Source organism: Acidovorax sp. NN32, from assembly GCF_057597245.1.
The window spans coordinates 2624876-2651874 of record NZ_CP199679.1; the positions used below are offsets into that span (position 1 = coordinate 2624876).

24 protein-coding genes are annotated in these 26999 nt (G+C 65.6%); 6 read left to right on the forward strand and 18 right to left on the reverse strand.

The window, feature by feature from the left end:
- Window positions 1-16: 16 nt before the first annotated feature.
- The 9 genes from ACT89O_RS12275 to ACT89O_RS12315 form a co-directional block, all read right to left on the reverse strand.
- Window positions 17-691, reverse strand: coding sequence for a GntR family transcriptional regulator (locus ACT89O_RS12275; RefSeq protein WP_121419987.1), 675 nt, complete (start codon window positions 689-691; stop codon window positions 17-19).
- 67 nt (window positions 692-758) lie between these two features.
- Window positions 759-1778: a TRAP transporter substrate-binding protein gene (locus ACT89O_RS12280; RefSeq protein WP_108498414.1), complete on the reverse strand. Its 1020-nt coding sequence runs from the start codon at window positions 1776-1778 to the stop codon at window positions 759-761.
- Between the two features lie 58 nt (window positions 1779-1836).
- Window positions 1837-3102, reverse strand: a complete 1266-nt coding sequence (locus ACT89O_RS12285) for a TRAP transporter large permease (protein WP_436075086.1) — start codon at window positions 3100-3102, stop codon at window positions 1837-1839.
- Between the two features lie 37 nt (window positions 3103-3139).
- Window positions 3140-3775, reverse strand: a complete 636-nt coding sequence (locus ACT89O_RS12290) for a TRAP transporter small permease (RefSeq protein ID WP_487262791.1) — start codon at window positions 3773-3775, stop codon at window positions 3140-3142.
- A 150-nt stretch (window positions 3776-3925) separates the two neighbouring features.
- Complete coding sequence (locus ACT89O_RS12295) at window positions 3926-5293, reverse strand: FAD-dependent oxidoreductase (protein ID WP_487262792.1); 1368 nt, start codon at window positions 5291-5293, stop codon at window positions 3926-3928.
- On the reverse strand, window positions 5290-5550 hold the full coding sequence (locus ACT89O_RS12300; RefSeq protein WP_487262854.1) for a 2Fe-2S iron-sulfur cluster-binding protein: 261 nt from the start codon (window positions 5548-5550) through the stop codon (window positions 5290-5292). Before ACT89O_RS12300 ends, ACT89O_RS12295 begins: the two co-directional genes overlap by 4 nt.
- A gap of 23 nt (window positions 5551-5573) precedes the next feature.
- On the reverse strand, window positions 5574-6689 hold the full coding sequence (locus ACT89O_RS12305) for an NAD(P)/FAD-dependent oxidoreductase (protein ID WP_487262793.1): 1116 nt from the start codon (window positions 6687-6689) through the stop codon (window positions 5574-5576).
- 28 nt (window positions 6690-6717) lie between these two features.
- Window positions 6718-7653, reverse strand: a complete 936-nt coding sequence (locus tag ACT89O_RS12310) for a 4-hydroxyproline epimerase (protein WP_487262794.1) — start codon at window positions 7651-7653, stop codon at window positions 6718-6720.
- Between the two features lie 34 nt (window positions 7654-7687).
- Window positions 7688-8605: a dihydrodipicolinate synthase family protein gene (locus ACT89O_RS12315; RefSeq protein WP_055398099.1), complete on the reverse strand. Its 918-nt coding sequence runs from the start codon at window positions 8603-8605 to the stop codon at window positions 7688-7690.
- A gap of 254 nt (window positions 8606-8859) precedes the next feature.
- Here ACT89O_RS12315 and alaS point away from each other — a divergent pair, with 254 nt between their 5' ends.
- Both alaS and ACT89O_RS12325 read left to right on the forward strand, forming a co-directional pair.
- Entirely contained in the window at window positions 8860-11487 is a 2628-nt protein-coding gene (alaS, locus tag ACT89O_RS12320) for an alanine--tRNA ligase (RefSeq protein ID WP_487262795.1), read from the forward strand.
- Between the two features lie 100 nt (window positions 11488-11587).
- Complete coding sequence (locus ACT89O_RS12325; RefSeq protein ID WP_487262796.1) at window positions 11588-14581, forward strand: HD domain-containing phosphohydrolase; 2994 nt, start codon at window positions 11588-11590, stop codon at window positions 14579-14581.
- 60 nt (window positions 14582-14641) lie between these two features.
- Here the strand turns inward: ACT89O_RS12325 and ACT89O_RS12330 are convergent, their stop codons facing one another.
- The 5 genes from ACT89O_RS12330 to ACT89O_RS12350 all read right to left on the reverse strand — a co-directional run bounded on the left by ACT89O_RS12330 (window position 14642) and on the right by ACT89O_RS12350 (window position 19638).
- A complete protein-coding gene (locus tag ACT89O_RS12330; RefSeq protein WP_055398103.1) occupies window positions 14642-15694 on the reverse strand; it encodes a GGDEF domain-containing protein in 1053 nt (350 codons plus the stop codon).
- A 33-nt stretch (window positions 15695-15727) separates the two neighbouring features.
- Complete coding sequence (gene trmB / locus ACT89O_RS12335; protein ID WP_487254891.1) at window positions 15728-16489, reverse strand: tRNA (guanosine(46)-N7)-methyltransferase TrmB; 762 nt, start codon at window positions 16487-16489, stop codon at window positions 15728-15730.
- Entirely contained in the window at window positions 16486-17463 is a 978-nt protein-coding gene (gluQRS, locus tag ACT89O_RS12340) for a tRNA glutamyl-Q(34) synthetase GluQRS (protein WP_487262797.1), read from the reverse strand. The genes trmB and gluQRS overlap by 4 nt, the downstream gene beginning before the upstream one ends.
- Window positions 17460-18602, reverse strand: a complete 1143-nt coding sequence (locus ACT89O_RS12345) for an NAD(P)/FAD-dependent oxidoreductase (RefSeq protein ID WP_255669567.1) — start codon at window positions 18600-18602, stop codon at window positions 17460-17462. Before ACT89O_RS12345 ends, gluQRS begins: the two co-directional genes overlap by 4 nt.
- 97 nt (window positions 18603-18699) lie before the next feature.
- Window positions 18700-19638 carry a LysR substrate-binding domain-containing protein gene (locus tag ACT89O_RS12350; RefSeq protein WP_487262798.1) on the reverse strand — a complete coding sequence of 313 codons (939 nt, stop codon included), beginning with the start codon at window positions 19636-19638 and terminating at the stop codon, window positions 18700-18702.
- A 104-nt stretch (window positions 19639-19742) separates the two neighbouring features.
- Between ACT89O_RS12350 and ACT89O_RS12355 the strand changes: the two genes are divergently transcribed.
- The 4 genes from ACT89O_RS12355 to ACT89O_RS12370 all read left to right on the forward strand — a co-directional run bounded on the left by ACT89O_RS12355 (window position 19743) and on the right by ACT89O_RS12370 (window position 22567).
- Entirely contained in the window at window positions 19743-20444 is a 702-nt protein-coding gene (locus ACT89O_RS12355; protein ID WP_487262799.1) for a pirin family protein, read from the forward strand.
- 49 nt (window positions 20445-20493) lie between these two features.
- A complete protein-coding gene (locus ACT89O_RS12360; RefSeq protein WP_055398108.1) occupies window positions 20494-20907 on the forward strand; it encodes a DoxX family protein in 414 nt (137 codons plus the stop codon).
- A gap of 111 nt (window positions 20908-21018) precedes the next feature.
- Window positions 21019-21573, forward strand: a complete 555-nt coding sequence (locus ACT89O_RS12365) for a flavodoxin family protein (protein WP_436130175.1) — start codon at window positions 21019-21021, stop codon at window positions 21571-21573.
- A 109-nt stretch (window positions 21574-21682) separates the two neighbouring features.
- Window positions 21683-22567 carry a pirin family protein gene (locus ACT89O_RS12370; RefSeq protein WP_487262800.1) on the forward strand — a complete coding sequence of 295 codons (885 nt, stop codon included), beginning with the start codon at window positions 21683-21685 and terminating at the stop codon, window positions 22565-22567.
- A gap of 81 nt (window positions 22568-22648) precedes the next feature.
- On the opposite strand, the gene ACT89O_RS12375 is transcribed toward ACT89O_RS12370, so the two are convergent.
- The 4 genes from ACT89O_RS12375 to ACT89O_RS12390 form a co-directional block, all read right to left on the reverse strand.
- Window positions 22649-23416: a sulfurtransferase gene (locus ACT89O_RS12375; protein ID WP_487262855.1), complete on the reverse strand. Its 768-nt coding sequence runs from the start codon at window positions 23414-23416 to the stop codon at window positions 22649-22651.
- A gap of 119 nt (window positions 23417-23535) precedes the next feature.
- Window positions 23536-24390: a MinD/ParA family protein gene (locus tag ACT89O_RS12380; RefSeq protein ID WP_121506525.1), complete on the reverse strand. Its 855-nt coding sequence runs from the start codon at window positions 24388-24390 to the stop codon at window positions 23536-23538.
- A 10-nt stretch (window positions 24391-24400) separates the two neighbouring features.
- Window positions 24401-25174, reverse strand: coding sequence for a GGDEF domain-containing protein (locus ACT89O_RS12385; RefSeq protein ID WP_055398112.1), 774 nt, complete (start codon window positions 25172-25174; stop codon window positions 24401-24403).
- A gap of 117 nt (window positions 25175-25291) precedes the next feature.
- Complete coding sequence (locus ACT89O_RS12390; protein ID WP_436130176.1) at window positions 25292-26983, reverse strand: SulP family inorganic anion transporter; 1692 nt, start codon at window positions 26981-26983, stop codon at window positions 25292-25294.
- Window positions 26984-26999: the final 16 nt, after the last annotated feature.

Sequence of the window (26999 nt, forward strand, 5' to 3'; positions counted from 1 at the left end):
TGCGTGGTGGCGCGTGCTACCGGTCAATGATGCGCCGCGCAAACCGCTCCAGATACTCCATCAACTGCTCCGCGCCGGCAATGGCCTGGGCTTCGTCGCCACTGGCAATGCCCTGCGCCAACTGCATGTGCGCGCGGGCGCCCTCTGACACCTCGCCTTCGTGCTGGTAGGCGTACCAGAAGCGGCGGCACTGCACGATGAGCGGTTGCACGCATTTGACGGCCGAGTGGTTCTGGCTGGCCTGATGGGTGACGAGGTCCAGTTCATGGTCGGCCAGCATGTAGTCGTCGAGGTGGCCGCGCGCTGCGGCCTGCACCATGTTTTCCGCACACCGCACGATGGCCTGGCGCTGCGGCGCGGTGGCGCGGCGTGCGGCGTTGGAGGCCAGCAGGCGCTCCAGCACGCGGCGGGTCTGGATCACGTCCAGGTGATCGGCCAGGTCGATGTGCGACACCAGCAGCCCGCGCCGGGGCTGCTGCACGATGAGCCCGATGGACACCATGCGCAGCAGTGCCTCGCGCACCGGCGTGCGGCCCAGGCCCGTGCTCTCGGCGATCTCGGCCTCCACCACGGGGCTGCCGGGCTGCAGCTGCAGCGTGGAGATCATGGTCTCGATGGCGTCGTAGGCCACGTCCGCCGCGCGCCGCTTGGGCGCGGAGTCTTGCTGGGGGGAGGGGCGGCGGAGTGTCATCGGGCGTGAAGGACGTTGCGGGAGGCCGCATCTTATGGGATGCGGCCCCGGTGACCCTTGCGGACTGTCAGAGGCTTGCGCCCGCCTTGCGCAGCTCGGCAATCTGCGGCGCCTTGGGCAGCCACAGCTTGTCGAACTCCTGGATGATGCCGTCGGGGTTGAAGGACGATGCCGTCTTGAAGGCGATGGACGTGCCCTTGAACTTCTCGATCAGCCCGGCCTCGGTGGTCACGATGTCGTTGATCTGCGCATCCAGCGACTGGGCCACCAGCTTGCGGATGATGTCCTTGTCCTTGGCGTCCAGCCCTTGCCAGATGCGGCCGGAGACCAGCGGCGCGAACGGCATGAACAGGGCGTTCATCTGCAGCAGGGTCTTGGCCACCTTGTCGAAGCGCTGGTTCCACGAGAACTCGATGTCCGCCTCCAGCCCGTCGACCTGGCCGTTGCTCATGGCATCAAACACCTGCGGCGTGGGGATGGGTGTGGGCGCGGCGCCGAGCATTTGGTAGAAGTCGCGGTACACCGGCGTGGGGTTGATGCGCAGCTTCATGCCCTTGATGTCGGTGGGCACGGCGATGTCCTTGGTGGAGAACACGGCGCGCATGCCGGTGATGCCCCAGCCCAGGCCGATGGTGCCGGTCTCGCGCGGCAGCACTTCGAGCAGTTTGGTGGCAGATGGGTGTTTGACGAGTTTGGCCACGGCAGGCGTGGAGCGCACCAGGTACGGAGCATTGATCGCCGCGATGCTGGACACGCGCGAGCCCAGCTCGGCCGCCTGGATCCAGCCCATGTCGAGCGCGCCGGATTGCAGCTGCTGCATCATCGCAGCCTCGTTGCCCAGCTGGCCCGAGTGGAAGACCGTGACGCTCAGTCGGCCATCAGTTTCCTTCTTGAGTGCCTCGCCAAACTGCAGCGCGGCGCGGTTCCAGGAGTGGCCCGCAGGCGTGATCAGCCCCAGGCGAAACTCCTTGGCATCGGCTGCACGTACCAGCGCTGGAAAGCCCAGCCCCGTGACGGTGGCAGCGGCCACGGCGTGGCGCTGGATGAAATGGCGGCGGGTGACAGTGTGGGCGGGCGTGGTCGTCATGGTGAACTCCGTGTGAAAGAACCTTGGGAGGGGGACGGGGGATCTGTTGCTCGACGGGCTACTTGAGCAAACCGAGCGACAGGCTGGGGAACAGCGACAACATCACCAGCGCCACGCAGCTGATGATGAAAAACGGCAGCGTGACGATGAACATCTTTCCGGGCTTGGCCCCGGTGACGGCCGACGCGACAAAGAAGCTCAGGCCCACGGGCGGAGTCATCAGCCCCAGCACCAGGTTGACGACGATCACCACACCAAAGTGGCGCGGGTCAATGTGATAAACCTCGGTGGCAATCGGCAGCAGGATGGGCGCGGTCATGATGAGACCGGGGATGCCGTCGATCACCGTGCCGATGACCAGCAGGATGGCGTTGGTGAGCAGCAAAAAGGTGACCGGATCGTGTGCCACGGTCTGCACCCAGGCGGCCACCATCTGCGGCACCTTGCCGTAGATCAGCAGCCACGAGAACACGGCCGCCGCCGCCACCAGAAACAGCACGATGGCCGAGTAAATGGCTGAGCGCAGCAGGATGGCGGGCATCGCGTTGAAGCGGAACTCCTTGGTCACGTACCGACCCACCAGTGCCGATACCAGCGCACCCACGGCGGCAGATTCGGTCGGGTTGGCCAGGCCACTGAGGATGGAGCCCACGATGATGATGGGGATCAGCAGCGTGGGGCTGGCCTGCACCACGGTGCGCGCGCGCTGGGCCAGCGTGCGCTTTTCGCTGCGCGGGTAGTTGTAGACAAAGCCCATGAGCGCGATCACGACAAAGAACAGCACGGTGAGCAGCACGCCGGGCAGGATGCCTGCAATCAGCATGTCGCCCACGGCCACCTGGGCCAGCACGCTGTAGACCACAAACATCACCGAGGGCGGAATGATGGGCCCCAGCATGCCGCCATACACCGTGAGGCCGGCTGCAAAGGTCTTGTCGTAGCCCTGCTTTTCCATCTCGGGCACCATGACCTGCGACATGATGGCCACCTGCGCGGTGGCCGATCCAATGATGGACGACACCAGCATGTTGGCCAGGATGTTCACGTAGGCCAGCCCCCCTTTGACCGAGCCGATGAAGGCCATGGACAGGTCCACCAGCCGCCGCGTGATGCCGCCGCTGTTCATGATCTCGCCGATCAGGATGAACAGCGGAATGGCGATAAGACCATAGCTGTCCACCCCGCCGAACATCTGCATGGGGAAGGACTGGAACAGCACCGGGCTGCCGATGCTGAGGATGTACACCGCGCCCGAAAGGCACAGGCACACGCCGATGGGCACACCCACCATCAAGGCGGCGAGGAAGAACAGCGTGGTGATCATGGTCGGGCTCTCGTGGGTTTGCGTACGTGGGTGGCGTTCAGTTCACGGCGTCGGCGTTGACCACGTCAAAGCCTGCGTGCTGCACACGCTCTGCTGCGCCCATGTCTTCGAGCAGGTTGGCCAGCGCATGCACGCTGAAGGTGGCAGAGAAGATCGGCAGGATCAGCTGCAGCACCCAGGTGGGCCAGTTCAGCGTCTGGGTGCGCTCGGTGTAGATGAAGTTGAAGCTCTCGGCCGCAAACTCCTTGGCGTCAAAGCCGTAGCGCGCAATGCCGATGGGGTCCATCCACATCCAGCACATCGCCAGCATGGCCAGGCCAAACAGCAGCACGCCGCAGGTGGCTACCACCTTGAACGCCTGGGCACCCCGCGCGCCGAGGTGGTCGGTCAGCATGGTCACGGCAAAGTCCATGCGCAGCCGCGTCATGACCGAGGCGCCCACAAAGGTCAGCCACACCACTGTGTAGACCGCCGCCTCGTCCACCCAGTAGATCGGCATGCCGGTGTAGCGCGTGACCACGTTGAGCAGGATCAGCAGCACCAGCAACGTCATGAGGGCGGTGAGCAGGTGCCGCTCCATGCGCAGAACCTGCGTGGACAGCGCCAGCACCCAGCGGACGGGAGCGCGCGGCGCCGGAGATTGCGGGGCGGGTGGACTGTTGGGTATGGGCATGATGGGGTTCCTGGGGAGGAGGGCGCGGCGATGAAAGAAAAAGCCTTGTACTTTTTAATATCTAACAAATATATTTAAAAGCAAGATGGATGCCTGCTGGGTGCGGGTAAGCCCTGAAAGGAAGGACGAGGGAAAACGGCTGCGCGCCTGTCAGCCCGAGGGAGCTGCGGGCTCGCGCTGAGCGCTGGTGGTGGGCGCGGGCGTGCAGGCGGCCAGCGTGCCAATGCGTGTGGGCGCCAGCAGATGCCGTGGGGGCGCAGGCTTCCAGCCAAACAGGTGCTGTGCGGCAGCGCCGCAAATGCGGCCCTGGCACGCGCCCATGCCGCAGCGGGTGTGGAGCTTGGCGTCGATCCAGCCGTTGCGATCGGCCAGTGCAGCGTAGGGCACGTCTTCGCAGCGGCACACCAGGGTGCCGGGCTGCGCCAGGGTTTTGAGTGCTTCGTTCAGTGGAAAAGAAGCGTGCAACGCCTGCGCAAAGCCCTCCCAGCGTGCCAGTTGCGGGCGCAGCGCCTGGGCCTGTTGCACCTGTCCCGCTGCCACATGTCCTGCCATGGCGCCCTGAACCAGTGCACGTTCGCTGCCGCCAAAGCCGGTGGCTTCACCCGCGGCGAACACACCGGGCACGCTGGTGCGCATCTGTGCATCGACAGCCAGGCCCTGGCCACCGCTGAGCGGTCCGCCCAGGGTGCAGCCCAGCATCTGCCCCAGGTGGGTGTTGGGCACCAGCCCGAACCCGCAGGCCACGCGGTCGCAGGCCATGGTTTCTTCGGCGTGTTGGCCTTTGCGCAGCCTCACTGCTTGCACCTGCGTGGTGCCTTGGACTTCCAGCATATGGCTGCTGGCGCGCAACTGCGGGTGAAGCAGCGTGAGGGCTTGCAGCGCCTTGGCAGGCCAGCGCGGCAGTTGCGCTGCGAAGCCAGCGAGCGCGCTCCACGGCGCCTGTTCGGCCACGCGCACCACGGTGGCACCCGCTTTGTTGGCGGTGGCGGCAGCGGCCAGCAGCAGAGGGCCTGTGCCTGCAATGACGATGCGCTGGCCGCGCACGTCGAGCCCTGCCTTGATGAGGGCCTGCAAGGCGCCTGCACCCGTCACACCGGGCAACGTCCAGCCCGGGAAGGGCAGCAACAGCTCGCGGGCTCCGGTGCACAGCACGATGCGGTGGCTGTGCTGCGTCCAGCCCCGGTCTGCGTCTTCCAGCAGCAGGGCCGGGGCCTTGTCGCCGGGTTGGGAATCACCCAGGCCCACCACGCGGGTGCCAGGCAGCAGGCGGATGTTGGTGTGCCGGGCCAGCGCCGCGCGGTGCTGTTGCGCCAGGGCGGGCAAGACCACCTGGGGGCCATCGCGCCAGATTTGCCCACCGGGCTGCGGGTTGTCGTCCACGATGGTGATCGCTGCCCCGCTGGGCGCGGCAGCGAGGGCAGCCGCCAAACCTGCGGGGCCCGCGCCGATGATGAGGATGTCGCAGCGCTCGTGCGCCGAGTGTTGCTCGGTCATGGGTGGGGTCACGGGCTGGTTCATGGTGTGGCGCTCCCGGGTGCTGTGCCGACATCGGTGTGAATCGACATGCCCTCGGTGCAGACCGTCTGGCACGCCAGGCGGGTGCGGCCGTGGATGCGGACCCTGCATTCGTGGCACACCCCCATGCCACACAGCGGTGCCCGCGCCGCGCCGGTGACCGAGGTGCGTGTGGTGCCGGGTGTTTGCTGCGCCAGCGCGGCGGCGACGCTGGTCCCTGGGGGCACCTGCAGGGGGGTGCCATTCACCACGAGGTGCACCAGGGCGGGTGTTCTGGATGCGGTCATGGTGTGCTCAGGCCCGCAAAGCGGGCAGGTGCAAAGGGCGTGGGGTCGATCGCTGGGGTGCCCCCTGCGATCTGGGCCGCCAGCAACTGCGCGGTGGCCGGGGCGGTGGTCACCCCCAGTCCTTCATGTCCCACGGCCAGCCACAGGTGCGGGTGTTCGGGGTGCGCGCCAATCAGCGGCAGGCTGTCTGGCGTGGCGGCGCGAAAGCCGGTCCAGGTGCGGATGGCGTTGAGTTCGGCCAGGCCTGGCAGGTAGTCGAGTGCCCGTTGCAGCATGCGCGCCATCACGGCGTTGTTGACGGCGGGGTCGGTGGTGTCGAACTCGCGCGACGAGCCGATCAGCAACTGCCCTGTGGGCCGGGGCTGCACGTTGAAGGCCACCGAGGTACCGTCGCTGTGGTGCGCGCTGGTGATGTAGCCCAGCTCCACCAGCTGGTGGTGCACGGTGCCCGGGTAGCGGTCGGTGATGACGAGGTGGCCCTTTTTGGGGCGCAGCGGCAGGCCGGGGCACAGCTGCGGGGCCTGGATGCCGCTGGCCAGCACGATGGCGCCGGCGCTGCGCTGGCTTCCGTCGCGCAGGGTGACGGTGTGGCCGTCGATCTGCGTGGCTTCGGCTTGTTCAAAAACTACGGCTCCATGCGCTGCGGCCTGCTCCAGCAGCCACTGGGCGGCACGCGGTGCATAGACCACGCTGTCGCCATTCACCTTGAGCGCGCCGGCCAGACCGGGGCGCAGTGCGGGTTCTGCGCGGGCGAGGGCTGCGGCATCCAGCATCTCGCAAGCTACGCCTTGTGCTTGCAAGGAGGAACGCTTGGCGTGCGCGGCCTGCAGCTCTTCCTCGTTGGCAGCCAGCCAGAGCGTTCCGCAGGCCGTGAAGGCGCAGCCGGCATCCATTTGCGGTGCCCAGGCGTGCCAGAGGTCGAGCGACGATTTGCTCAGCGCCAGCTCAGCCGGGTTGTCATCCATCACCACCAGATGGCCCATGCCCGCCGCAGTGGCACCGCCGAGGCGCGCATCGATGACACGTACCGACAGCCCGGCCGACACCAGCGCATGGGCGCAGGCGGCGCCCACGATGCCAGCGCCAATCACAAGGACATCGGTGTGTTGCATGGGGCGCGGGTGCAGCAGTAGGGTCGGGTTAAAGCCGGATGCCCCAGCCGAAGGGGTCCTTGTCTTCAATCAGCAAAGTAGCGTCGGCGCTCATGTGCGCGCGGCCCCGCAAGGTGGGGATGACCTTGCCATCGTCCTGCAGCGTGTAGCTGGCCTCGAACTGGCTGCCGATGATGCTGGCCTGGCGCCAGAGTGCGCCCGGTGCCAGCTTGCCGTCAGCCGCCAGGCAGGCCACCTTGGCGCTGGTGCCCGTGCCACAGGGCGAGCGGTCATAGGCCTTGCCGGGACAGAGCACATAGTTACGGCTGTCGGCCTGGTCGTCGTCGGCAAACAGCTCGATGTGGTCAATCTCGCCGCCGTCGTCGCCCCGAATGCCCTGGTCTTTGAGGGCTTGCTGCACGGCGCAGCTGTAGGCCATCAACGCCTCCAGGTTGTCACTGGCTACACGCTGGCCGTGGTCTGAGATCAGGAAGAACCAGTTGCCGCCCCAGGCCACATCGCCCACCACCTGGCCATAGCCGGGCACCTCGACGACCAATGCGTGGTGCAGCCGGTAGGCCGGCACGTTGCGCACGCTGACGGAGCCATCCGTGTACAGGGTGGTGGTGACGGTGCCCACCGGGGTTTCGATGCGGTGCTCGCCGGGCGTGATGCGGCCCAGGTAGGCGAGCGATGCGATCAGCCCGATGGTGCCGTGGCCACACATACCCAGGTAGCCGCTGTTGTTGAAGAAGATCACGCCCGCTGCATTGGCCGGGTCTTGCGGCGCACAGAGCAGCGCCCCCACTACCACGTCACTGCCCCGCGGCTCCAGCACGGTAGCGGCCCGCCAGGCATCGTGGCGCTCGGCCAGCAGCGCACGCCGCTCGGCCATGGTGCCAGTGCCCAGGTCCGGAAAACCGTCGATGACAAGCCGGGTCGGCTCGCCGCCCGTGTGGGAGTCAATCACGTGGATGCGTTGCATGGTGCTGTGGTGGTGGAGTAGGGCGCTCAGTGTCTCAGGCGACAGACTGGTATTTTGTAGGGCGCGTGGCCAGGGCCTTGCGCACCACACTCTCGACAAACGCGCGTTCGTCGCCCACCAGGGGCAGGCGGGGGCGGCGCATGTGTTCGGTGCCCACACCCACCAGCGCATCGATGAGCTTGAGGTTCTGCACGAGCTTGTTGGACACATCCAGGTGCAGCATGGGCGTCATCCACTGGTAGAGCGGCAGCGCCTCGGCAAATTTACCCGCTTTCATCAGGTCATACAGCGCCACGGTTTCGCGCGGGAAGGCGCAGCCCACGCCGGCCAGCAGGCCGTCGCAGCCCAGGGCCAGGCCTTCGTAAGCCAGGTCATCCACGCCCAAAAAGAGCTGGTAGCGGTCGCCCACGGTGTTGCGCAGGTCGGTGATGCGGCGAATGTCGCCGGTGCTTTCCTTGATGGCGGCGATCCACTCGCAGTCGGCCAGCTCCACCATGTGCTCGGGTTTCAGGTCCACGCGGTAGGCCACAGGGTTGTTGTAGACCATCAGGGGGCGCTGGGCGGCGCCCGCCATGGCGCGCACATTGGCCATGGCCTCGCGGGCGTCGGCCACGTAGATCACCGAGGGCATGACCATGTAGCCGGCCACACCGAGCTTGTTGCCGCCGTCGATGTAGCGCAGGGCCTCGCGGGTGCTGGTTTCGGACACGTTGGCGAGTACGGGCACGCGGCCGTCAGCGGCTTCGAGGGCGATCTTGGCGACCTGAAGCTTTTCCTCCAGCGTGAGGGTGCTGGCTTCGCCGAGAGAGCCGCAGGTGACCAGCCCGTGGATGCCGTTGCGGATCTGGAAGTCAATGTGGCGGGCTGTGCCTTCGGCGTCGATGGACTCGTCGGCGTGGAACTTGGTGGTGATGGCGGGGAAGATGCCTTGCCAGCGGGGTTGTGGGTTCACGAGGGGCTCCTTGGATCAGAGTGTGGGTTACGGTTATTAATATATTAACAAGATATTTAAAGCGCGCAAGCGGATTTTCCGCATTCGTTGGCGCATGGAGTGGAGGCGTCTATCCCCGCCCTGTCGCCCTTCCGCCACGGACCGCCAGACTGCAAACCTATAATGAAAGGTTGGTCCCCATAGGGGCAGCGACAGGCAGCGCGCAGGCGTGGGTCCTGCGGCCTGCCTGCTGCGTGCAACCACTCCACAACACCATGAGCACTCCCACTTTTTCTGTCGCTGACATCCGCAAGTCCTTCCTGGACTTCTTCGTCTCCAAGGGCCACACCGTGGTGCCGTCGAGCCCTCTGGTGCCTGGCAACGACCCCACGCTGATGTTCACCAACTCGGGCATGGTGCAGTTCAAGGACGTGTTCCTGGGCACCGACAAGCGCTCGTACAACCGGGCGGTGTCGGTTCAGGCCTGCCTGCGTGCGGGTGGCAAGCACAACGACCTGGAAAACGTGGGCTACACCGCGCGCCACCACACCTTCTTTGAGATGCTGGGCAACTGGTCGTTTGGCGACTACTTCAAGCGCGAATCGCTCAAGTGGGCCTGGGAACTGCTGACCGAGGTCTACAAGTTGCCGCCAGAGCGCCTTCTGGCCACGGTCTACCAGGAAGACGACGAGGCCTACGACATCTGGACCAAGGAAATCGGCTTGCCACCCGAGCGCGTGATCCGCATCGGCGACAACAAGGGCGGCCGCTACAAGTCCGACAACTTCTGGATGATGGCCGACACCGGCCCTTGCGGCCCCTGCAGCGAAATCTTCTACGACCATGGCCCGCACATTGCGGGTGGCCCTCCCGGCAGCCCCGATGAAGACGGCGACCGCTTCATCGAGATCTGGAACAACGTGTTCATGCAGTTCAACATGGACGAGACGGGCGCCGTGACCCCGCTGCCCGCGCCCTGCGTGGACACCGGCATGGGCCTGGAGCGCCTGGCCGCCATCCTGCAGCATGTGCACAGCAACTACGAGATCGACCTGTTCGATGCGCTGATCAAGGCCGCTGGACGTGAGACCGGTGTGGCCGACCTCAACAACAAGAGCCTGCGTGTGATCGCCGACCACATCCGCGCCACCGCGTTTTTGGTGAGCGATGGCGTGATCCCCAGCAACGAAGGCCGTGGCTACGTGCAGCGCCGCATCGTGCGCCGTGCCATCCGCCACGGGTACAAGCTGGGCAAGAAGACGCCGTTCTTCCACAAGCTGGTGGCCGACCTGGTGCGCCTGATGGGTGACGCCTACCCATCCCTGCGCGAGCAGGAACAGCGCATCACCGAGGTGCTCAAGGTGGAAGAAGAGCGCTTCTTCGAGACGCTGGCCAACGGCATGGAAATCCTGGACGCTACCCTGGACGGCGGTGCCAAGGTGCTGCCCGGCGACGTGGCGTTCAAGCTGCACGACACCTACGGCTTCCCGCTCGACCTGACCAATGACGTCTGCCGCGAGCGCGACGTGGAAGTGGACGAGGCCGGCTTCAAGACCGCCATGGAAAAGCAGAAGGCGCAGGCCCGCGCGGCCGGCAAGTTCAAGATGGACAAGGCGCTAGAGTACACCGGTGCCGCCAACCAGTTCACGGGCTACGAACAGCTCGCAGAGACTGCAAAAATCGTAGCAATCTATGTAGATGGAACAAGCGCTGCGGCCCTGAAAGCCGGCCAAAACGGCGTGGTGGTGCTGGACACCACCCCGTTCTATGCCGAAAGCGGCGGCCAGGTGGGTGACGAAGGTGTCATCACCAGCGGGTCGGCACGCTTTGCGGTGGGTGACACGCTCAAGATCAAGGCCGATGTGTTTGGCCACCACGGCACGCTCGAAGAGGGCACGCTGAACGTGGGCGACACCGTGCAGGCCCAGGTCAACACCGCCGTGCGCGCTGCCACCATGCGCAACCACTCGGTCACGCACATCATGCACAAGGCCCTGCGCGAAGTGCTGGGCAGCCATGTGCAGCAAAAGGGCAGCCTGGTCAATGCTGACCGCACGCGTTTCGACTTCACGCACAACGGAGCCGTGACGGCGGCAGAGATCCGCGAGATTGAGCGCCGCGTGAACGAAGAAATCCTGGCCAACCAGCCCACGCAAGCGCGCGTGATGGACATCGAGTCGGCCCAGAAGACCGGCGCCATGATGTTGTTTGGCGAGAAGTACGGCGAAACCGTGCGCGTGCTGGACATCGGCACCAGCCGCGAGCTGTGTGGCGGCACCCACGTGCAGCGCACGGGTGACATCGGCCTGTTCAAGGTGGTGGGCGAGGGTGGCGTGGCTGCGGGCATCCGCCGCATTGAGGCCGTGACGGGCGCCAATGCGCTGACATATCTGCAAAACCTGGAAGACACCGTGAACCAGGCCGCCAGCACCCTCAAGGCGCCGGTGGCCGAGCTCAACGGCCGCATCAGCCTGGCGCTGGACAACGCCCGCGCGCTCGAAAAGGAAGTGGCTGCCTTGAAGGGTAAGCTGGCCTCCAGCCAGGGCGACGAGTTGGTGAATCAGGCTGTGGATGTGAAGGGCCTCAAGGTTCTGGCTGCCGCGCTGCCGGGTGCCGACGCCAAGACCCTGCGCGACACCATGGACAAGCTCAAGGACAAGCTCAAGACCGCTGCCATCGTGCTGGCCGCCGTGGATGGCGACAAGGTGCAGATCGCTGCAGGCGTGACGGCCGACAGCGTGGGCAAGGTCAAGGCCGGCGAGCTGGTCAACTTTGTGGCCCAGCAAGTGGGTGGCAAAGGCGGCGGCAAGCCCGACATGGCCATGGCCGGCGGCACCGATGCCTCCAAGCTGCCAGCAGCGCTGGCTTCGGTGACAGGCTGGGTCACGCAGCAACTGGGCTGATGTACCGGTCGCCATAGCGGCACCAGCCGCTGTGGTGTGGCAGCCATTTCTGCCAAAAATAGGGTGACGGAAAACCGGCTTTCCCCCTACATTCAAGCGCATGGACCCCCTGCGCGAAAGCCCGCAAGAGCCGGTGCCTGCCCATGGCACCCGGCCCACCTCGTCTGATCGAGGGGCCGCCGAGTCGCCCTGGTGGCGGCGCATTACCGTTCCGTTCGAGGTGGTGATTGCCTCGGTGGTGGTATCTGCCATGCTGCTGCTCACGGTGCTCTTGGTCTACCAGGTAGGCACCAGCGCGCGGCAGGCCATCATCGCGGCGTCGGACGACAGTGCGCAGCACATCAGCCTGTTGATCAGCGAGCGGGTGCACCATATCGTCGACCCGGCAGATGCCACGCTGCGGCTGCTCGCGTTTGATCCCATTGCTTCGGCCACCACCCTCCAGGCGCGGCTGCGCCGCCTGCCGGTGTTTGTGCGCCTGCTGGAGCAGAACGCTTTGCTGTCGGCGGTCTTCATCGGGTATTCCGACGGGCAGTTTTTGCTCATGCGTCCGCTGCGCAACGCTGCGCTGCGGGCACGGCTTCAGGCGCCTGCGGAGGCTGCATTCCTGGTGCAGTCGATGGCGCGGGAGCGCAGCGCGGCGGGTCTGATGGGCCTGGTGGGGCGCTGGAACTATTACGACGCACAGCTGCGTCTCATCGATTCCTCCGTGCGCCCCGGCTACCGCTATGACCCCCGGTCCCGCCCGTGGTATGCCGAGGCGGCTGAAAAGAACACGCAGGTCCTCACTGCCCCCTATGTGTTTTTCACCACGCAGGAGGTCGGCGTTACGCTGAGCCAGCCCAGCGAAGACGGCCGTGCTGTGATCGGCCTGGATGTTGCGCTCACCGACCTGGGCCGCGAGATCGGCGAGCTGCGGCTGATGCCGCGCACCGAGATCGCTGTGGTGGACCAGGACCAGCGCGTGCTGGCCTACCCGGACATGTCCCGCGTGCTGGTGCGTGAGGACGGCGACCAGCCCAGCCTCAAGCTGCGCACACTCGACGGCCTGGGGGTGCCAAGCCTGCAGGCCCTGCACAGCTTGGACATGAAAGAGGGGCCTTCGCGCCGCTTTGTGGCAGGTGGCGAGGAGTGGCTGGCCAGGGTCATGTCACTCAAGTCGCAGCGCTGGGAGGGGCTGCACATCCTGATGGCCATTCCCACCCGGGAGCTGCTGGCGGATGTGAACCAAAACTTGCAGCGCCAGGTATGGCTGTCCCTGGGGCTCATCGCGCTGATGCTGCCTTTTGGGTGGCTGGCCGGGAGGCGTGTGGGGCGCAGCCTGTCGGGGCTGGCCACGCAGGCGCAGGCCTTGGCACGGTTTGATTTCCGGCGGCCGACACAACACCACATGTCGCGCGTGCGCGAGGTGCGCGCACTGGGTCAGGTGATGGACCGCATGTCTGACACCATCCAGGAGTTCCTGCACATCACGCACCACATCAGCGCCGAGTCGCGCCTGGACCTCATGCTGTCGAGCGTGCTCTACGAGCTGGTGCGCGCCACCAGCTGCACCGGCGGTGCGGTGTACCTGGTAGAGGCACAGCGCGCGGGCTTGCTGCGCACGGCAAGGTATTGCGAAGATCCTGAGCACCAGTCGCTCTACCCGGAGCACCTGCCCATGGTGTTTTTCATCAACCCTGCCGAGCCGCAGGACGGCGACCAGCACCCTGATGACGACCAGGCCACGCCCCAGCGCGTGCTGCGCGTGCAGCTACGCACGCGCGACGGCCAACCGCTGGGCCTGCTGGTGCTGCGCTACCGTGCGGACCAGCAGCAGGACGATGTCCACTTCCGGGCGTTTGTCGAGAAACTCTCGGGCACGTTGTCGGTCGCCATCGAGACGCGCAGTTTGATCGAAGGGCAAAAGAAGCTGTTCGATGCCGTCATCCGCCTGCTGGCCGACGCGATCGACGCCAAGAGCCCTTACACCGGCGGCCACTGCGAGCGGGTGCCCCAGTTGGCGGAATCCCTGATGCAGCGCCTGTGCGAGGCCGAGGAAGGTCCATTTGCCCACGTCGCCATGACGGATGCCGAGCGCTACGAATTCCGCCTGGGCGCGTGGCTGCACGACTGTGGCAAGGTCACCAGCCCCGAGCACATCATCGACAAGGCGACCAAGCTGGAGGCGCTCTACAACCGCATCCATGAGGTGCGCATGCGCTTTGAGGTGCTGTGGCGCGACGCGGAACTGGACTACTGGAAGCAGCACGTGTCCGGCGTGGACCCGGTGCGGCTGCAGCGCGAGCTTTTGCAGCGGCGCGACCGCCTGCAGGAAGAGTTTGCCTTTGTGGCCCGCAGCAATGTGGGCGGCGAGTTCATGGCCGATGCCGACATCAAGCGGCTAGCCACCATCGGGCGCCAGGTGTGGCAGCGGCATTTTGATGACCGGCTGGGCTTGTCAGCAGCCGAATTGGGGCGGCTGGCGAATGTGCCGACGCGCCCCTTGCCCGCCAATGAGCCCCTGCTGGCAGACCGGCCTGAACACATCGTGCCCTGGGGTGCCCGCAAACCGCCGGTGGAGGTTGGCAACCCGGCCAACCTGTGGAGCTTTGACATGGTGCTGCCACCGCAACAAGCCCACCTCGGCGAGCTGCACAATCTGTCGATCCAGCGCGGCACGCTCACTGCAGAAGACCGTTTCAAGATCAACGATCACATCGTTCAGACCATCGTCATGCTCAGCGGCCTGCCATTCCCGCCGCATCTGGCGCGCGTACCGTCGATTGCGGGCTCGCACCATGAAAAACTGGACGGTACGGGCTACCCCCGGCGCCTGAAGGCTTCAGAGCTGACGCTGGCAGACAGGGTGATGACACTGGCCGATATCTTCGAGGCCTTGACGGCGTCAGACCGGCCCTACAAGCCGCCCAAGACTCTGTCGGAATCGCTCAAGATCATGGGCCACATGGTGCGCGAACGCCATATTGATGCCGAGGTGTTCCGCTTCTTCCTGCGCAGCGGGGTCTGGCGTGAGTATGCGGAGCAGTTCTTGCCTGCTGCGCAGCGGGACGCAGTGGATGTGGAGGCGATCCTGGAGTCGTTGAGCCAATGAGCCAATGAGCCAGTGCGCTGAAGGCGGGCAGTGGTGCCCTTTCGCTCCGCCTGGGTAGCTTCAGAACAGCTCGACGTCGTCGTTGGCCACCTTGGCGGCCAGCTGGCCGCTGGCCACCAGGTCGTCATAAAAGCAGACCTGGTTGCGTCCGTGCTCTTTGGCGTAATACAGCGCCTGGTCGGCCTGACCCAGGATCTCCACGGGCGAACCCTGCATGGTGCTCACAAAACCCAGGCTCACCGTGACCTGGCCCACCTGCGGGAAGTTGTATTCCTGCACCGCAAGCCGGAAGCGGTTGAACACCTTGTGGGCGGTGCTCAGCGTGGTGGAGCGCAGCAGCACCACGAATTCTTCGCCGCCAAAGCGGAAGATGCGATCGTGGCTGCGAAACGAGCTGCGCAGGATGTTGGCAATCAGGATCAGCACTTCGTCGCCATACAGGTGGCCAAAGCGGTCGTTGACCTGCTTGAAGTGATCGATATCCACCACCGCCAGCCATTGCTGCACGGGCTCGCCGGGCTGTGAGCCTTCTTCGGGGGGAAGAGATTCGGTAACAGTGCCCGGGCGGCCACTGGAAAGGCCATTGAGCGCGTGGCGCGAGAACTGCTCGTCGAAGGTCTTGCGGTTGAACAGGCCGGTGAGGGCGTCGCGTTCGCTGTAGTCCAGCAGGCTCTGGTAGTTCTGGTAGACCTGGAACACGCCCTTGAGCACTTCCAGCTTGTGCGCCGAGAACGCGCGCGACTGCGTGATCTCCAGACAGGTGGTGACCTTGTCATGCATCCACACCGGCAGCCAGAGCACATGGCGCCCCCTGCGGGGCGATGCGAGGGCGCTGTCCCCCTGGCTGGCTACGCAATCGCGAAGTGCGGGGTATTTTTCCAGCGTTTCGCGGCGGGGGTCTGCGGCGGCTTCGGAATCGGTCGAGACGAGCTGTCCGTCCTCAACCCAGGAACGGGGGCGTACATGGGCCACGCCGTCAACGGTGAAAAGCTCCAGCGCGCGCACTTCAACGATGCCACTGAGCGTTTGCAGCGTGGACAGCACCGAGACCTCCAAACGCAAGTGGTCGCGGTGGCCAGTCATTTCCACCAAGTTCTGGAGAATGGGCTTCATTGGGATGTACGGTGGAGCACTAGGCACAGCTTGTCAATGTCGTCGCACGAACACAACATCCCACACGCCATGCCCCAGCCGCAGGCCCCGGTTCTCGAACTTGGTCAGGGGCCGGTAGTCGGGCTGCGGGGCAAAGTCCGTGGCGGTGTTCTGCAACAGGGGTTCGGCGCCCAGCACCTGCAGCATCTGCTCGGCATAGGGCTGCCAGTCGGTCGCGCAGTGCAGGTAGCCACCGGGCTTGAGGCGGGCCGCCAGCTTGGCCACCAGCGGGCCTTGAATCAGGCGGCGCTTGTTGTGTTTGGTCTTGTGCCAGGGGTCGGGAAAGAAGATGTGCACACCGTCCAGGCTGCCCTCGGGCAGCATGTGGTCGATGACCTCCACGGCGTCGTGCTGCAGGATGCGGATGTTGGTCAGCTCCTGTTCGCCAATGCGCTTGAGCAGTGCGCCCACACCCGGCTCATGCACCTCGCAGCACAGGAAGTTGTCATCGGGGCGCACGCGGGCGATATGGGCCGTGGCCTCGCCCATGCCAAAGCCAATTTCGAGAATCAGCGGTGCCGTGCGGCCAAAGGCCGAAGCGGCGTCGAGCGGCGCCGGGGCATACGGCAGGACAAAGCGGGGGCCGAAGTCTTCAAAGGCCTTAGCCTGGCCCGTGGTGGTGCGGCCGGCACGGCGCACAAAGCTTTTGATGGTCTTGGGGTGGGTCACGCCAGCGGGAACCCCGCCAGATGTCGTCGCGGGGGCTGCAGCGGGCGCAGCGTTGGGGGCGGAAGCGGTAGGGGTCAGTTCGGTCACGGTGCGCCATTGTAGTTTCGTCGCCACGCGGCGACCCACAGGGTCAGTGCGTCAGAGATGCAAGGGCTGTGCGGGGCAGGCAGCGGTGGCAGGCCCAGCACCCGCGCGGCATCGTCAAGAGCCTGAAGCGGGTGGGACAGGTCCAGCGCGCGGGCGCCGTTCTGCTTGGAGAGTTTTTCGCCGTTGTCGCCACACACCAGCGGGGTGTGCAGGTAGCGGGGCGTGGGCACGCCCAGGGCCTGCTGCAGCAGGATCTGGCGCGGGGTGTTGTCGGCCAGGTCTTCGCCGCGCACCACATCGGTGACGCCCTGGTCGGCGTCGTCCACCACCACGGCGAGCTGGTAGGCCCAGAGCCCGTCGGCCCGGCGCAGGATGAAATCACCCACCGCTTGTTCCACGTCCTGCTGCTGCAGACCCAGGCGGCGGTCCTCCCACTGCAGGAGATGATTTGCTATGATTTTTGCAGCTACTGGCGCTTTGCCATCAAGCGCCTGGGCCTGTTTTTGCTTGAAATCTGTGACATTGAACCGCCATGCGCGCGCGGCGCGGCCCTGCAGCCCGTGGCGGCAGGTGCCTGGGTAAGGCAGCGCGGCATGGCGCTCACGCGTGTGGCCCTGGGCGGCATGGGCGTCTTCGATGTCCTTGCGCGAGCAGGCGCAGGGGTAGGCGTGGCCTTGGGCTACCAATTGGTCCAGCGCCCGCTGGTAGAGCGGGCTGCGGGTGGACTGCCATTGGGGGGGAGCGTCGGGCACCATGCCGCAGCTGGCCAGCTGTTGCAGGATGAGCCGGTCCGCCCCCGGCACGCAGCGGGGTGTGTCCACATCTTCAATGCGAACAAGCCACTGGCCCCGGTGCGCCCGCGCGTCCAGCCAGCTGGCGAGGGCCGCTACCAGGGAGCCCGCGTGCAACGGCCCCGTGGGCGAAGGGGCAAACCGGCCCACGTAGCGCCGTGCAGCGCCCACCTCGGCCGTCATGCCACGGCAAGTGCCAGTTCGAGTCCCGACACGAAGGCGTCTTCAACCCGGTGCCCCAGGCACCAGTCACCGCATGCACCCAGGCCCATGGATTTGTCCCACAGGTGGCTCTTGCCCAGCGGGTGGGTGGTTTGGGCATAGCGCCAGCGGCGTGTGTCCGCATGGGCGGGGGCGGCACGAATACCCGTGACTTCTGCAAAGGCCTTGATGAGCTTGGCCTGCACGCGGGCTTCGTCGTCTTCGAGGTGTTCGGCAGACCAGGCGGGGCTGGCCTGCACCGTCCAGCGTTCGACCACATTGCGGCCGGGCTTGGACGATTCGCGTGCCAGCCAGGCGATGCGGTGGTGTGTGCTGCGTGCAGCATTCCACTGCGGGCCCAGCGTGGTCAGGCCGGGGCGCACGGCCTGCGGGTAGGCCAGCATCAGTGTCCAGCAGGGGGCAATGGCCACCTTGGACAGTGCGTCGGTCAGCGGGGTGTCCACCGCCGAGCTGGCCAGCAGGGCCTGGGCGGGCACCGAAGGCTGGGCCAGCAGCACAGCGTCGAAACCGGCATAGACGTGCTGGCTGCCCGCAGGCCCTTCGGTGCGCAGTTGCCAGCCAGGGGCGTTCAACGAATCGGGCTCGATGGAGGTGACGCGGGTGTGGGTGATGAGCTGGCCGGCCTTGAGCAGCGGCTCGGCCCAGGCGCCCACCAAAGACTGCATGCCTGGGCTGGCCACCCAGTGTGCTTCGCGGTGGGGCAGGCCCGCAGCGGCCACACGGCCTGCGGCGTCCAGCACCTGCACCGAATTGGCGCTCCAGCGCTTGCAGATGCCGGGCACGGTGTCGATGGCGCGGGCAAAACGCGGGTCGCGCACGGTGAAGTACTGGGCGCCCGCATCAAAGTTGCCAAAAGGGGTGTCGATGGTGGCAGTGCGGCCGCCCGCCTGGGAGGATTTCTCGAACACCGTCACGCGGTGTCCGGCCTGCACCAGGGTGCGTGCACAGGCAATACCAGCCATGCCAGCGCCGATGATGGCGAAGTGGCGCTGGGGTTTGCCAGAGAACGTGGTGGGGGCTGCGGGGGCTGCAACGGGGGGGGTTGCCAGTGCAGTGTTGCGTCGGAGCCGTTTGGCGGGAAGAGGATCGGGTTTGCTCATGGGAGGCCTTTCGGTGACGGTCGGCAAGCGAGATGCAATACAAAACCAACAGGAACCACTCTACACGCGGTATCACCCTGTCGGGACTTGATCGGGATCAGAAATGATGGTGGTTTTCCAGCAGAGCGCGGCGTGTGGTGGGGCTTTGCAGCTGGTTCAGCCACCATTGCAGCGCGCGGCCTGGTGCGGTGAAGCCCGGGCCGCCCCAGGCGTAGTGCACACGCACGTTGCGTTCCGGGCGGGCCACGCGGCGCTCGACCAGGCGGCCGGCCTCCAGGTAGGGGCGCACCATGGGCTCGGGCAGAAAACCGCCGCCCAGGCCACGCAGCTGCACGCGCACCTTGGCCTGCATGGTGTCCACCGTCAGCACGTCCTGCCCACCGAGCAGGCCCATGGTGGCGCCGCCACGTGTGGCCGAATCAGCCACGGCCACGGCCCGGTGTTCCAGCAAGGTGGCGTCTGAGATCGGTTCGGCAGCCGCCGCAAGCGGGTGGTGGGGCGCTACTACGTAGATGAACAATACATCGCCCAGCGTGCCCTGCTGCAGGCCCGCCACGTTGTTGCCCGCCACGGATACGCCGATGGCCAGGTCGGCCCGGCCGGAGGTCAACGCCTCCAGCGTGCCGGTCATGATGCCGTCGCGCAACTTCAGCCGCGTCGGGGGGGTCATGGCGTAAAACGCATCCACCAGCTCCAGCATGGTGTGGGGCGAAATGATGCCGTCGATGGACAGCGTGAGCTGCGGCTCCCAGCCCGTGGCCACGCGGCGCACGCGGTGGGCCACGGCGTCAATGTCCTGCAACAGGCGCGCGCCTTCGCGCAACAGCTCCACTCCGGCCTCCGTGGGGCGGGCCTGGCGTGCGCTGCGGTCGAACAACAGCACATCCAGTGCGTCTTCAATCTGCCGCACGCGGTAGGTGAGGGCGCTGGGCACCAGGCCCAATTGCCGGGCGGCGGCGGCAAAGCTGCCCGCTTCGGCAATCACCTGCAGCATGGTCAGTGCATCGGGGGTCAGGACATCGCGTGCGTTTTGCATGGTGGTGCCATGTTAATTCAGATTATTTGAACATTGCCATCAATTCATCTGCCCCTGCAGGGTGCGCTGCAGTCCTACAGTCGAGTCTTGAAAGGAGCACTCACATGCTGACTGTTCGTAAATCGCAAGACCGGGGCCACGCCGACCATGGCTGGCTCAATTCCTTCCACAGCTTCTCGTTTGCCGGGTACTACGACCCCGCCCACATGGGCTTTGGCAACCTGCGCGTCATCAACGAAGACCGCATCGCGCCGGGCACGGGGTTTGGCACCCATGGCCACCGCGACATGGAAATCATCAGCTACGTGCTGTCGGGCGAACTGGCCCACAAGGACAGCATGGGCAACATCAAGGGCATCCCGCCCGGCGACGTGCAGCGCATGAGTGCGGGCACGGGCGTGCAGCACAGCGAGTTCAATCACGCAGCGGGCCAGACCACGCACTTCCTGCAGATCTGGATCGAGCCCAATGTGCGCGGCATCCCGCCGAGCTACGAGCAAAAGACCTTTGCCGAGGCGGAAAAGCGCGGCGCCCTGCGCCTGGTGGCATCGTCCGACGGCGCCCAGGGCTCGGTCAAGATCCATGCCGATGCGGCCCTGTACGCAGGCTTGCTGGATGGCGCTGAATCCGCCACGCTGGAGCTGAACCCCGCCCGCAAGACCTATGTGCACCTGGTGCGCGGTGCACTCAGCGCCAATGGGCAAGCCCTGTCGGGCGGCGATGCGCTGCTGATGGAAAAGGAAACCACCTTGTCGTTGACCGATGGCCACGACGCCGAGGTGCTGGTGTTTGACCTGGCCGCCTGATCTCTGGATCGTTTGTTTCTCAACCCCCTTCACTCAGGAGTTCTTCACCATGTTCACATCCCTGCAAAACCCCCTGGCTCTCGCATCGCGCCTGTTGCTGGCCGCCCTGTTTCTGCCTGCGGGCATCAGCAAGCTCACCGGCTTTGCTGGCACTGTCGGTTACATCACGTCGGTAGGCCTGCCCATGCCCACCGTGGCCGCCGCCGTGGCCGCTGCGGTCGAGGTGCTGGGCAGCCTGGCGCTGATCTTCGGCTTTGGCACGCGTCTGGCAGCGCTCGCGCTGGCATTCTTCACGCTGGTGGCCAGCTTCTTCTTTCATGCGTTCTGGGACCTGCCCGCTGACAAGCAAATGATGCAGCAGCTCATGTTCTTCAAGAACGTGGGCGTGACCGGCGGCCTGCTGGCACTGGCAGCGTTTGGCGCAGGCGGCTGGAGCCTGGATGCGCGCCAGTCGGGCCGCTGAGCGATCCCCTCAAAAGGCCTGCTGACCGCAGGGCTGTGGTTTCCAGCATTCAATCCGTTCTTCCGCCGTTCTCGCTTTCCTTGTCCCCCTCGTTTCAACAGGAGTTTTCTCATGGCACACATCGCAGTTGTTTACCACTCGGGTTACGGTCACACACAGCGCCTGGCGCAGGCCGTGGCAGAGGGCGCTGGCGCCCAGTTGATCGCCATCGATGCCGAGGGCAATCTGCCCGAAGGCGGCTGGGAAACGCTGGCCGCTGCCAGCGCCATCATCTTTGGCTCGCCCACTTACATGGCCGGCCCCAGCTGGCAGTTCAAGAAGTTTGCCGACGCCTCGTCCAAGCCCTGGTTCAGCCAGGCCTGGAAGGACAAGCTGTTCGCAGGCTTTACCAACAGCGCCAGCACCAATGGCGACAAGCAGATCACGCTGGACTACATGTTCCACCTGGCCATGCAGCACGGCGGCCTGTGGGTGGGCAACGGCATGATGCCCGCCAACTCCAAGGCCGCCACGCGCAACGATGTGAACTGGATCGGCTCGTTCAGTGGCGCCATGGCGCAGTCGCCATCGGACGCCTCGGCCGCCGAGATGTTCCCTGGCGACCTGGAAACCGGCAAGCAGTTTGGCCAGCGTGTGGCAGAGATAGCTGCCAAGCTGGGCAGCTGAACCGCTGAAGCTGGTAGGCTGGCGGCGTTGTTGTCCAGCCCTCAAGGAGCCACCCGATGAATCACCTTTTTGACCTTGTCTCTGTCGTCGATGCGATGGGGGTGCTGTCATGAACGCTTCCCTGCGTCTGTCGGGCCAAGCCAAGGACCTGGGTGGTGGCTTCACGGTACGGCGCCTGCTGCCCGCCGTGCAGCGCCAGGCGGTGGGGCCCTTCCTGTTTTTTGACCACTTCGGTCCGGTGACGGTGGAGCCCGATGCGGGCCACGATGTGCGGCCTCACCCCCACATCGGCCTGGCCACCGTGACCTACCTGTTCTCTGGCGCCATCATGCACCGCGACAGCCTGGGCTATGTGCAGCAGATTGAGTCCGGTGCCATCAACTGGATGACGGCGGGGCGCGGCATCGTGCATTCCGAGCGCCGCCCGGAGAGTCTCGCAAACCAGGCCTACGTGAACCATGGCATTCAGCTGTGGGCTGCTTTGCCGGTGACCCATGAAGAGGCAGAGCCTTCGTTTGTGCACACGCCTGCCGCTGCCATTCCGCAAGTGCTGGTGGGAGATGCCACGGTGCGGGTGCTGATTGGAGAAGCCTTCGGGCAGACCTCTCCAGTTGCCACCTATTCGCCCACGCTGTACCTGGATGTCCAGTTGCCCGCCGGTGCCACGTTGGAGATTCCGGCGCTGGTGCCCGAGATGGCGGTCTATACCGTGGATGCTCCGGTCCAGCTCAACGGAGACACCGTGGCTGCGCAGATTCTGGCAGTGGCGGAGCCCGGGCAGGCCACACACCTTGCTGCAGGTGATACCCCGGTGCGGTTGATGGTGATCGGTGGCGACGCGCTGGATGCGCCGCGCCACATGTGGTGGAACTTTGTCTCCAGCCGCAAGGACCGCATCGTGCAGGCTGCCGCTGACTGGGATGCCCAGGCCATGGGGCAGGTGCCGGGGGAGGTGGAGTGGATTCCGCTGCCAGAGCGCCGCTTCAAGGCCTGACTTGGCCAAATTGTTGGCTTTGAATGCCTGAAATTTCAAGCAAAATTGGCATCTAGCGCTTGATGGATGAGCGCTATAAGCTCACTTATTGATAGCGTTTTCGCTGTCGGTGGGTAAGGGGTCGGTAGACAGGTCTGCCGCCAGCACCCTGCGTTCATCGAACACAAAACAGCCGCCGTGGTAGTGCGCGCCATCGGTCAGTTCAAAGTATTTGAGGATGCCGCCTTCGAGCTGGTAGACATGCGAGAGGCCTTCTTCGCGCATCAGGATCGCGGCCTTCTCGCACCGGATGCCTCCGGTGCAGAAGCTCACCACGGTCTTGTCCTGCAGCTCGGTCTTGTGCGCGCGCAGGGCTGGCGGGAATTCGGTGAACTTGTCGATGCGCCAGTCGATGGCGTTGTCGAAGGTGCCAGCGTCCACCTCGAAGGCGTTGCGGGTGTCCAGCGTGACCACTTCGCGCCCCTCATCGTCATGGCCCTGCGCCAGCCAGCGTCGCAGGGTGGCCGGGTCCACCGAGGGCGCGCGGCCCTGGGCGGGGCGGATGGTGGGGTGGTCCATACGGATGATCTCGCGCTTGACCTTGACCAGCATCTTGCGAAACGGCACAGTGGCCGACCAGCTTTCCTTGGGCTCCAGATCGGCAAAACGGGCATCGGTGCGCAGCGCATCGACAAACCCGCGCACGGCCTCGGCCGCGCCCGCCAGAAAGAAGTTGATGCCTTCCTCGGCCAGAAGGATGGTGCCCTTGAGTCCCGCCGCCGTGGCGCGCGTATGCAGCAGCTCGCGAAGGGCCGCCGCATCGGGCAAAGGCACGAACTTGTAGCAGGAGATGTTCAGGACGGTGTCGATGGGGTTCACGGCAAATCAAATGAGCGCAGCGAGGGGCGCGCTTTCACTTCGGTCAAGGCAACTCGCTGAGGCCAGCGGGGGCACCGCGCTGCTGCCGGGCTGTGGCGCCTGCGAGCGTCTCAGGCGGCCGGGGTCAGCAGCGTGGTTTCGATCTTGTTGGCCAACTGGGCAATCGCCAGGGCCGCAGGGCAGCCCGGGGTTTGCAGCAGCAGCAACTGGCGGCGCATGACGGCGTCGCGTACCGAGGGATCGGCCGGGATGTCGCCCATGTGGATCAAGCGCATCGGGCGACCGGATTCAGTGGTGACAAAGCGGTCCAGCACCTGCTGCAGCTGGCTGGTGATTGCGCGGCCGTCGCCTGGACGCGCGGCCTGGTTGATGACCATGCGCACATGCTGGCGCTTTTGCTGCATGGCCAGCACCTTGATGGCGGCGTAGGCATCGGTCAGCGAGGTGGGTTCGGGCGTGGCCACGATGAGCACCTCGGAGGCCAGCGAAATGGAAAACAGCACCACGTCGGAAATGCCGGCGCCGGTGTCCAGCAGCACCACGTCGTACTGGGGCGTGAGCGCCTGGATCACGCTCAGGAATTGATTGCGCACCTCGGGCGTGAGGCGCGAATACTCGACCATGCCCGAGCCTGCCAGCAGCACGTTGAAGCCACCCGGGGCCTGGATCACGGCCTCTTCGAGCGTGGCCTTGCCGGTGAAGACGTCGTGCAGGGTGATCTTGGGGTGCAGGTTCAGCACCACGTCCAGGTTGGCCAGGCCCAGGTCGGCGTCGAGCACCAGCACGCGCTGGCCACGGCGGGTGAGGGCCGCAGCCAGGTTGGCCGACACAAAGGTCTTGCCAACCCCGCCTTTGCCGCTGGTGATGGCAATGATGCGGGCACCCGTTGCAGAGTGCGAGGGTGAGGCGGCGCCAGCAGGAGCCGCTGGCGATGTGGGTGGGGGAGGGGACAGCGCGTCGCTCATCTTCTAACTTTCAGTAGGCGCTGCCTGTTGGGTTGGGGTCCACCGGAGGCAGGTCGCCCCAACCCGAGGGGGTGTAGAGCGGGCCAAACAACAGGCTTTTCTCTTCGGCACTGACAGTGCTGTCGGGTTGCTCCTCAATGCTGACGCGGTTGCGGCCTGCCGCCTTGGCCTGGTAGAGCTGGTGGTCGGCACGGTCGGTCCAAAGCAAGGTGGTGGAGCGGATCCACTGCAGGGCAAAGGCGCCGCCAATGCTCACCGTGACATGGAGCTCCACCGAGCCCGAGACCTTGATGGGCGTGTTGGCAACGGCCCGCCGGATACGTTCGGCCACCACGCTGCCAAAGCCGGCTTGGCATGCGGGGAGCACCACGGCGAACTCCTCGCCACCGTAGCGCGCCAGCGTGTCCATGGGGCGCACGCAGGCACTGAGCGTGCGCGCCACCGACTGCAGCACGATGTCGCCAGCCAGATGGCCATGCGTGTCGTTGACCTTCTTGAAATGGTCAATGTCGAGCATCAGCAGCAATGCTGCCTCTCCCGAGCGGGTGACGCGGTCGATTTCGCGTTCCAGCACAGCGCGGAAGTGCCGACGGTTGGCCAGACCGGTGAGCGGGTCTTTGAGGGAGAGTTCACACAGTCCGTCGATCAGGCCCTGCAGGTAGCGCGAGGGCACCTCGCGGTGCAACGCTGCTTCGCTGCCGCCAGCCTGAGCCACCAGCGCGTGGGCAGTATCCAGGCGAAGGTCGCGCAGATCTACCAGATGAGAGGCCGCAGAGTCAGACACAAATGGAGCAAAAAGAGTTTGTGCAGTGTACCAGTGCGCCAGCGGGAAGGGCCCCCGCCCCAGGTCTAGGTGAAACCCGCAGCGGTACTGGGAAAAGGGGGGTGGAAGGCTCCTGCATCACACCCGTTCCACCGGCTGCGGAAGCTGCTGCAGCGCTACCAGTGCTTCGGCGTCGGTGCGGTACATCGCAAGGCCCGTTCCGGGCTCCAGCAAACCGGCCTGGCGCAGAACCTGCTCTACGGGAAGCTTGAGGCCGCTGAGGTGCAATGTGCCCCCCCGTGATTGCAGCAGGGCCAGCAGCTGCGCGAAGGTTTCTACGCCCGTCACGTCGATCCGGTTGATGGGCTGGGCCATCAGGCACAGGTGCACCACGTCGGGGTGGGTGGCCAGGTGCTCGGTAACGCGCCGCTCCAGGGCGCTGGCCGAGGCAAAGTCCAGCTCGGCATCCATGCGCAGCGCCAGCAGCCGGGGAGCCAGAGCGGGCAGGTGCCACAGGTGCCGGTCGCGCAGGCTGCCATCCGGGTGCAGGCCCACTTCAATGATGCGGGGGTGCAGCCGCTGGTACAGAAAGTGGCTCAGGTTCATCAGCAAGCCCACCAGCACGCCCCAGTACATGCGCGGGGCTGTGGCCAGCGTCAGCGCGAAGGTGATGCCGCCGATCACGGCCTCTACCCTTGACACCCGCCACAGGCGCAGCAGCATGCCGGGCTTGATGAGGCTGGTCACGGCGGTTACCACCACGGCAGCCAGCACCGACTGCGGCACGTGGTAAAGCGCCGGAGTGAGCCACAGCAGCACCACGAGTACCAGGGCAATGGCAAACAGCGTGGCCCAGCCGCTTTTGGCGCCCGCATACAGGTTGATGGCCGAGCGCGAGAACGAGGCGCTGGTTGCAAAGCTGCCAAACAGCCCACTGCTGATTTTGGCCAGGCCCTGGCCGATGAGGTCCTGGTTCTCATTCCAGCGCTCGCCGGACCGCTGGCTTTCTACCTTGGCGCTGGATGCCGTCTCCAAAAAACTCACCAGCGTGACGACCAGCACCGGCATCACCAGCGCAGAAAAGCTGGACCATGGCAGCGCTCCGGGCCAGTACGGGGCCGGCAGACCCGAGGGCAACGCGCCCACCACGGCTCCGCCAGCGTCGGCATAGTGCAGGGCCCAGCTCAGGGCGCCGGCCGCGCCCACCACCACAATGGCTGCAGGAAAATTCGGCCGCCAGCGGCGGGCCAGTATCAGCAGCGCCAGACTGCCCAGGCCAAACGCCGCCGCCGTGAGGTCAAACAGCCCGGTCGAAGGCGTTGACAGCAGGGCACCCCAGTCTGACCGCAACCCGGTGAGTGCGGCCAGCTGCGAGCCCAAAATCAGTAGCGCCGCTGCCTGGGTAAACCCGCTCAATACGGGGGACGTCACAAGATTGAGCAGCCAGCCAAACCGCGCCATCCCCATGACCAGCTGCAGCAGGCCCGACAGCAAAGCGATCCACGCTGCCATGGCCACCCATTGCGCGCTGCCCGGCTCGGCCAGGCCTGTGAGTGACGCGCCGATCAGCAGGCTGGTAAGCGCTGTCGGCCCCACGCCGAGCCGCGTCGATGCGCTGAACAACACCGCCACCAGTGCAGGAATCAGCGAGGCATAGATACCCGTCACCAGCGGCATGCCCGCCAGCGCTGCATAGGCGACCCCCTGCGGCACCAGCATCAGGCCCACCGTCATGCCCGCCCAGAACTCTCCTTTGATCAGGGCGCGGTCTGGCCGGGGCCAGGACAAAAAGGGGAACCAACGGGTGAGTGACGCAGCGGAAAAAGCCATGGGTACATTGTCGCGC

What these genes read in the sequence shown, in the direction of transcription:
- ACT89O_RS12365 (WP_436130175.1), top strand. Translation starts at nt 21,019, where the DNA reads ATGGCACACATCGCAGTTGTTTACCACTCGGGTTACGGTCACACACAG.
- ACT89O_RS12325 (WP_487262796.1), top strand. Translation starts at nt 11,588, where the DNA reads ATGGACCCCCTGCGCGAAAGCCCGCAAGAGCCGGTGCCTGCCCATGGC.
- alaS (WP_487262795.1), top strand. Translation starts at nt 8,860, where the DNA reads ATGAGCACTCCCACTTTTTCTGTCGCTGACATCCGCAAGTCCTTCCTG.
- ACT89O_RS12310 (WP_487262794.1), bottom strand. Translation starts at nt 7,653, where the DNA reads ATGCAACGCATCCACGTGATTGACTCCCACACGGGCGGCGAGCCGACC.
- ACT89O_RS12380 (WP_121506525.1), bottom strand. Translation starts at nt 24,390, where the DNA reads ATGAGCGACGCGCTGTCCCCTCCCCCACCCACATCGCCAGCGGCTCCT.
- ACT89O_RS12370 (WP_487262800.1), top strand. Translation starts at nt 21,683, where the DNA reads ATGAACGCTTCCCTGCGTCTGTCGGGCCAAGCCAAGGACCTGGGTGGT.
- gluQRS (WP_487262797.1), bottom strand. Translation starts at nt 17,463, where the DNA reads ATGACGGCCGAGGTGGGCGCTGCACGGCGCTACGTGGGCCGGTTTGCC.
- ACT89O_RS12290 (WP_487262791.1), bottom strand. Translation starts at nt 3,775, where the DNA reads ATGCCCATACCCAACAGTCCACCCGCCCCGCAATCTCCGGCGCCGCGC.
- ACT89O_RS12285 (WP_436075086.1), bottom strand. Translation starts at nt 3,102, where the DNA reads ATGATCACCACGCTGTTCTTCCTCGCCGCCTTGATGGTGGGTGTGCCC.
- ACT89O_RS12355 (WP_487262799.1), top strand. Translation starts at nt 19,743, where the DNA reads ATGCTGACTGTTCGTAAATCGCAAGACCGGGGCCACGCCGACCATGGC.
- ACT89O_RS12390 (WP_436130176.1), bottom strand. Translation starts at nt 26,983, where the DNA reads ATGGCTTTTTCCGCTGCGTCACTCACCCGTTGGTTCCCCTTTTTGTCC.
- ACT89O_RS12280 (WP_108498414.1), bottom strand. Translation starts at nt 1,778, where the DNA reads ATGACGACCACGCCCGCCCACACTGTCACCCGCCGCCATTTCATCCAG.
- ACT89O_RS12330 (WP_055398103.1), bottom strand. Translation starts at nt 15,694, where the DNA reads ATGAAGCCCATTCTCCAGAACTTGGTGGAAATGACTGGCCACCGCGAC.
- ACT89O_RS12350 (WP_487262798.1), bottom strand. Translation starts at nt 19,638, where the DNA reads ATGCAAAACGCACGCGATGTCCTGACCCCCGATGCACTGACCATGCTG.
- ACT89O_RS12345 (WP_255669567.1), bottom strand. Translation starts at nt 18,602, where the DNA reads ATGAGCAAACCCGATCCTCTTCCCGCCAAACGGCTCCGACGCAACACT.
- ACT89O_RS12275 (WP_121419987.1), bottom strand. Translation starts at nt 691, where the DNA reads ATGACACTCCGCCGCCCCTCCCCCCAGCAAGACTCCGCGCCCAAGCGG.
- ACT89O_RS12360 (WP_055398108.1), top strand. Translation starts at nt 20,494, where the DNA reads ATGTTCACATCCCTGCAAAACCCCCTGGCTCTCGCATCGCGCCTGTTG.
- ACT89O_RS12295 (WP_487262792.1), bottom strand. Translation starts at nt 5,293, where the DNA reads ATGAACCAGCCCGTGACCCCACCCATGACCGAGCAACACTCGGCGCAC.
- ACT89O_RS12305 (WP_487262793.1), bottom strand. Translation starts at nt 6,689, where the DNA reads ATGCAACACACCGATGTCCTTGTGATTGGCGCTGGCATCGTGGGCGCC.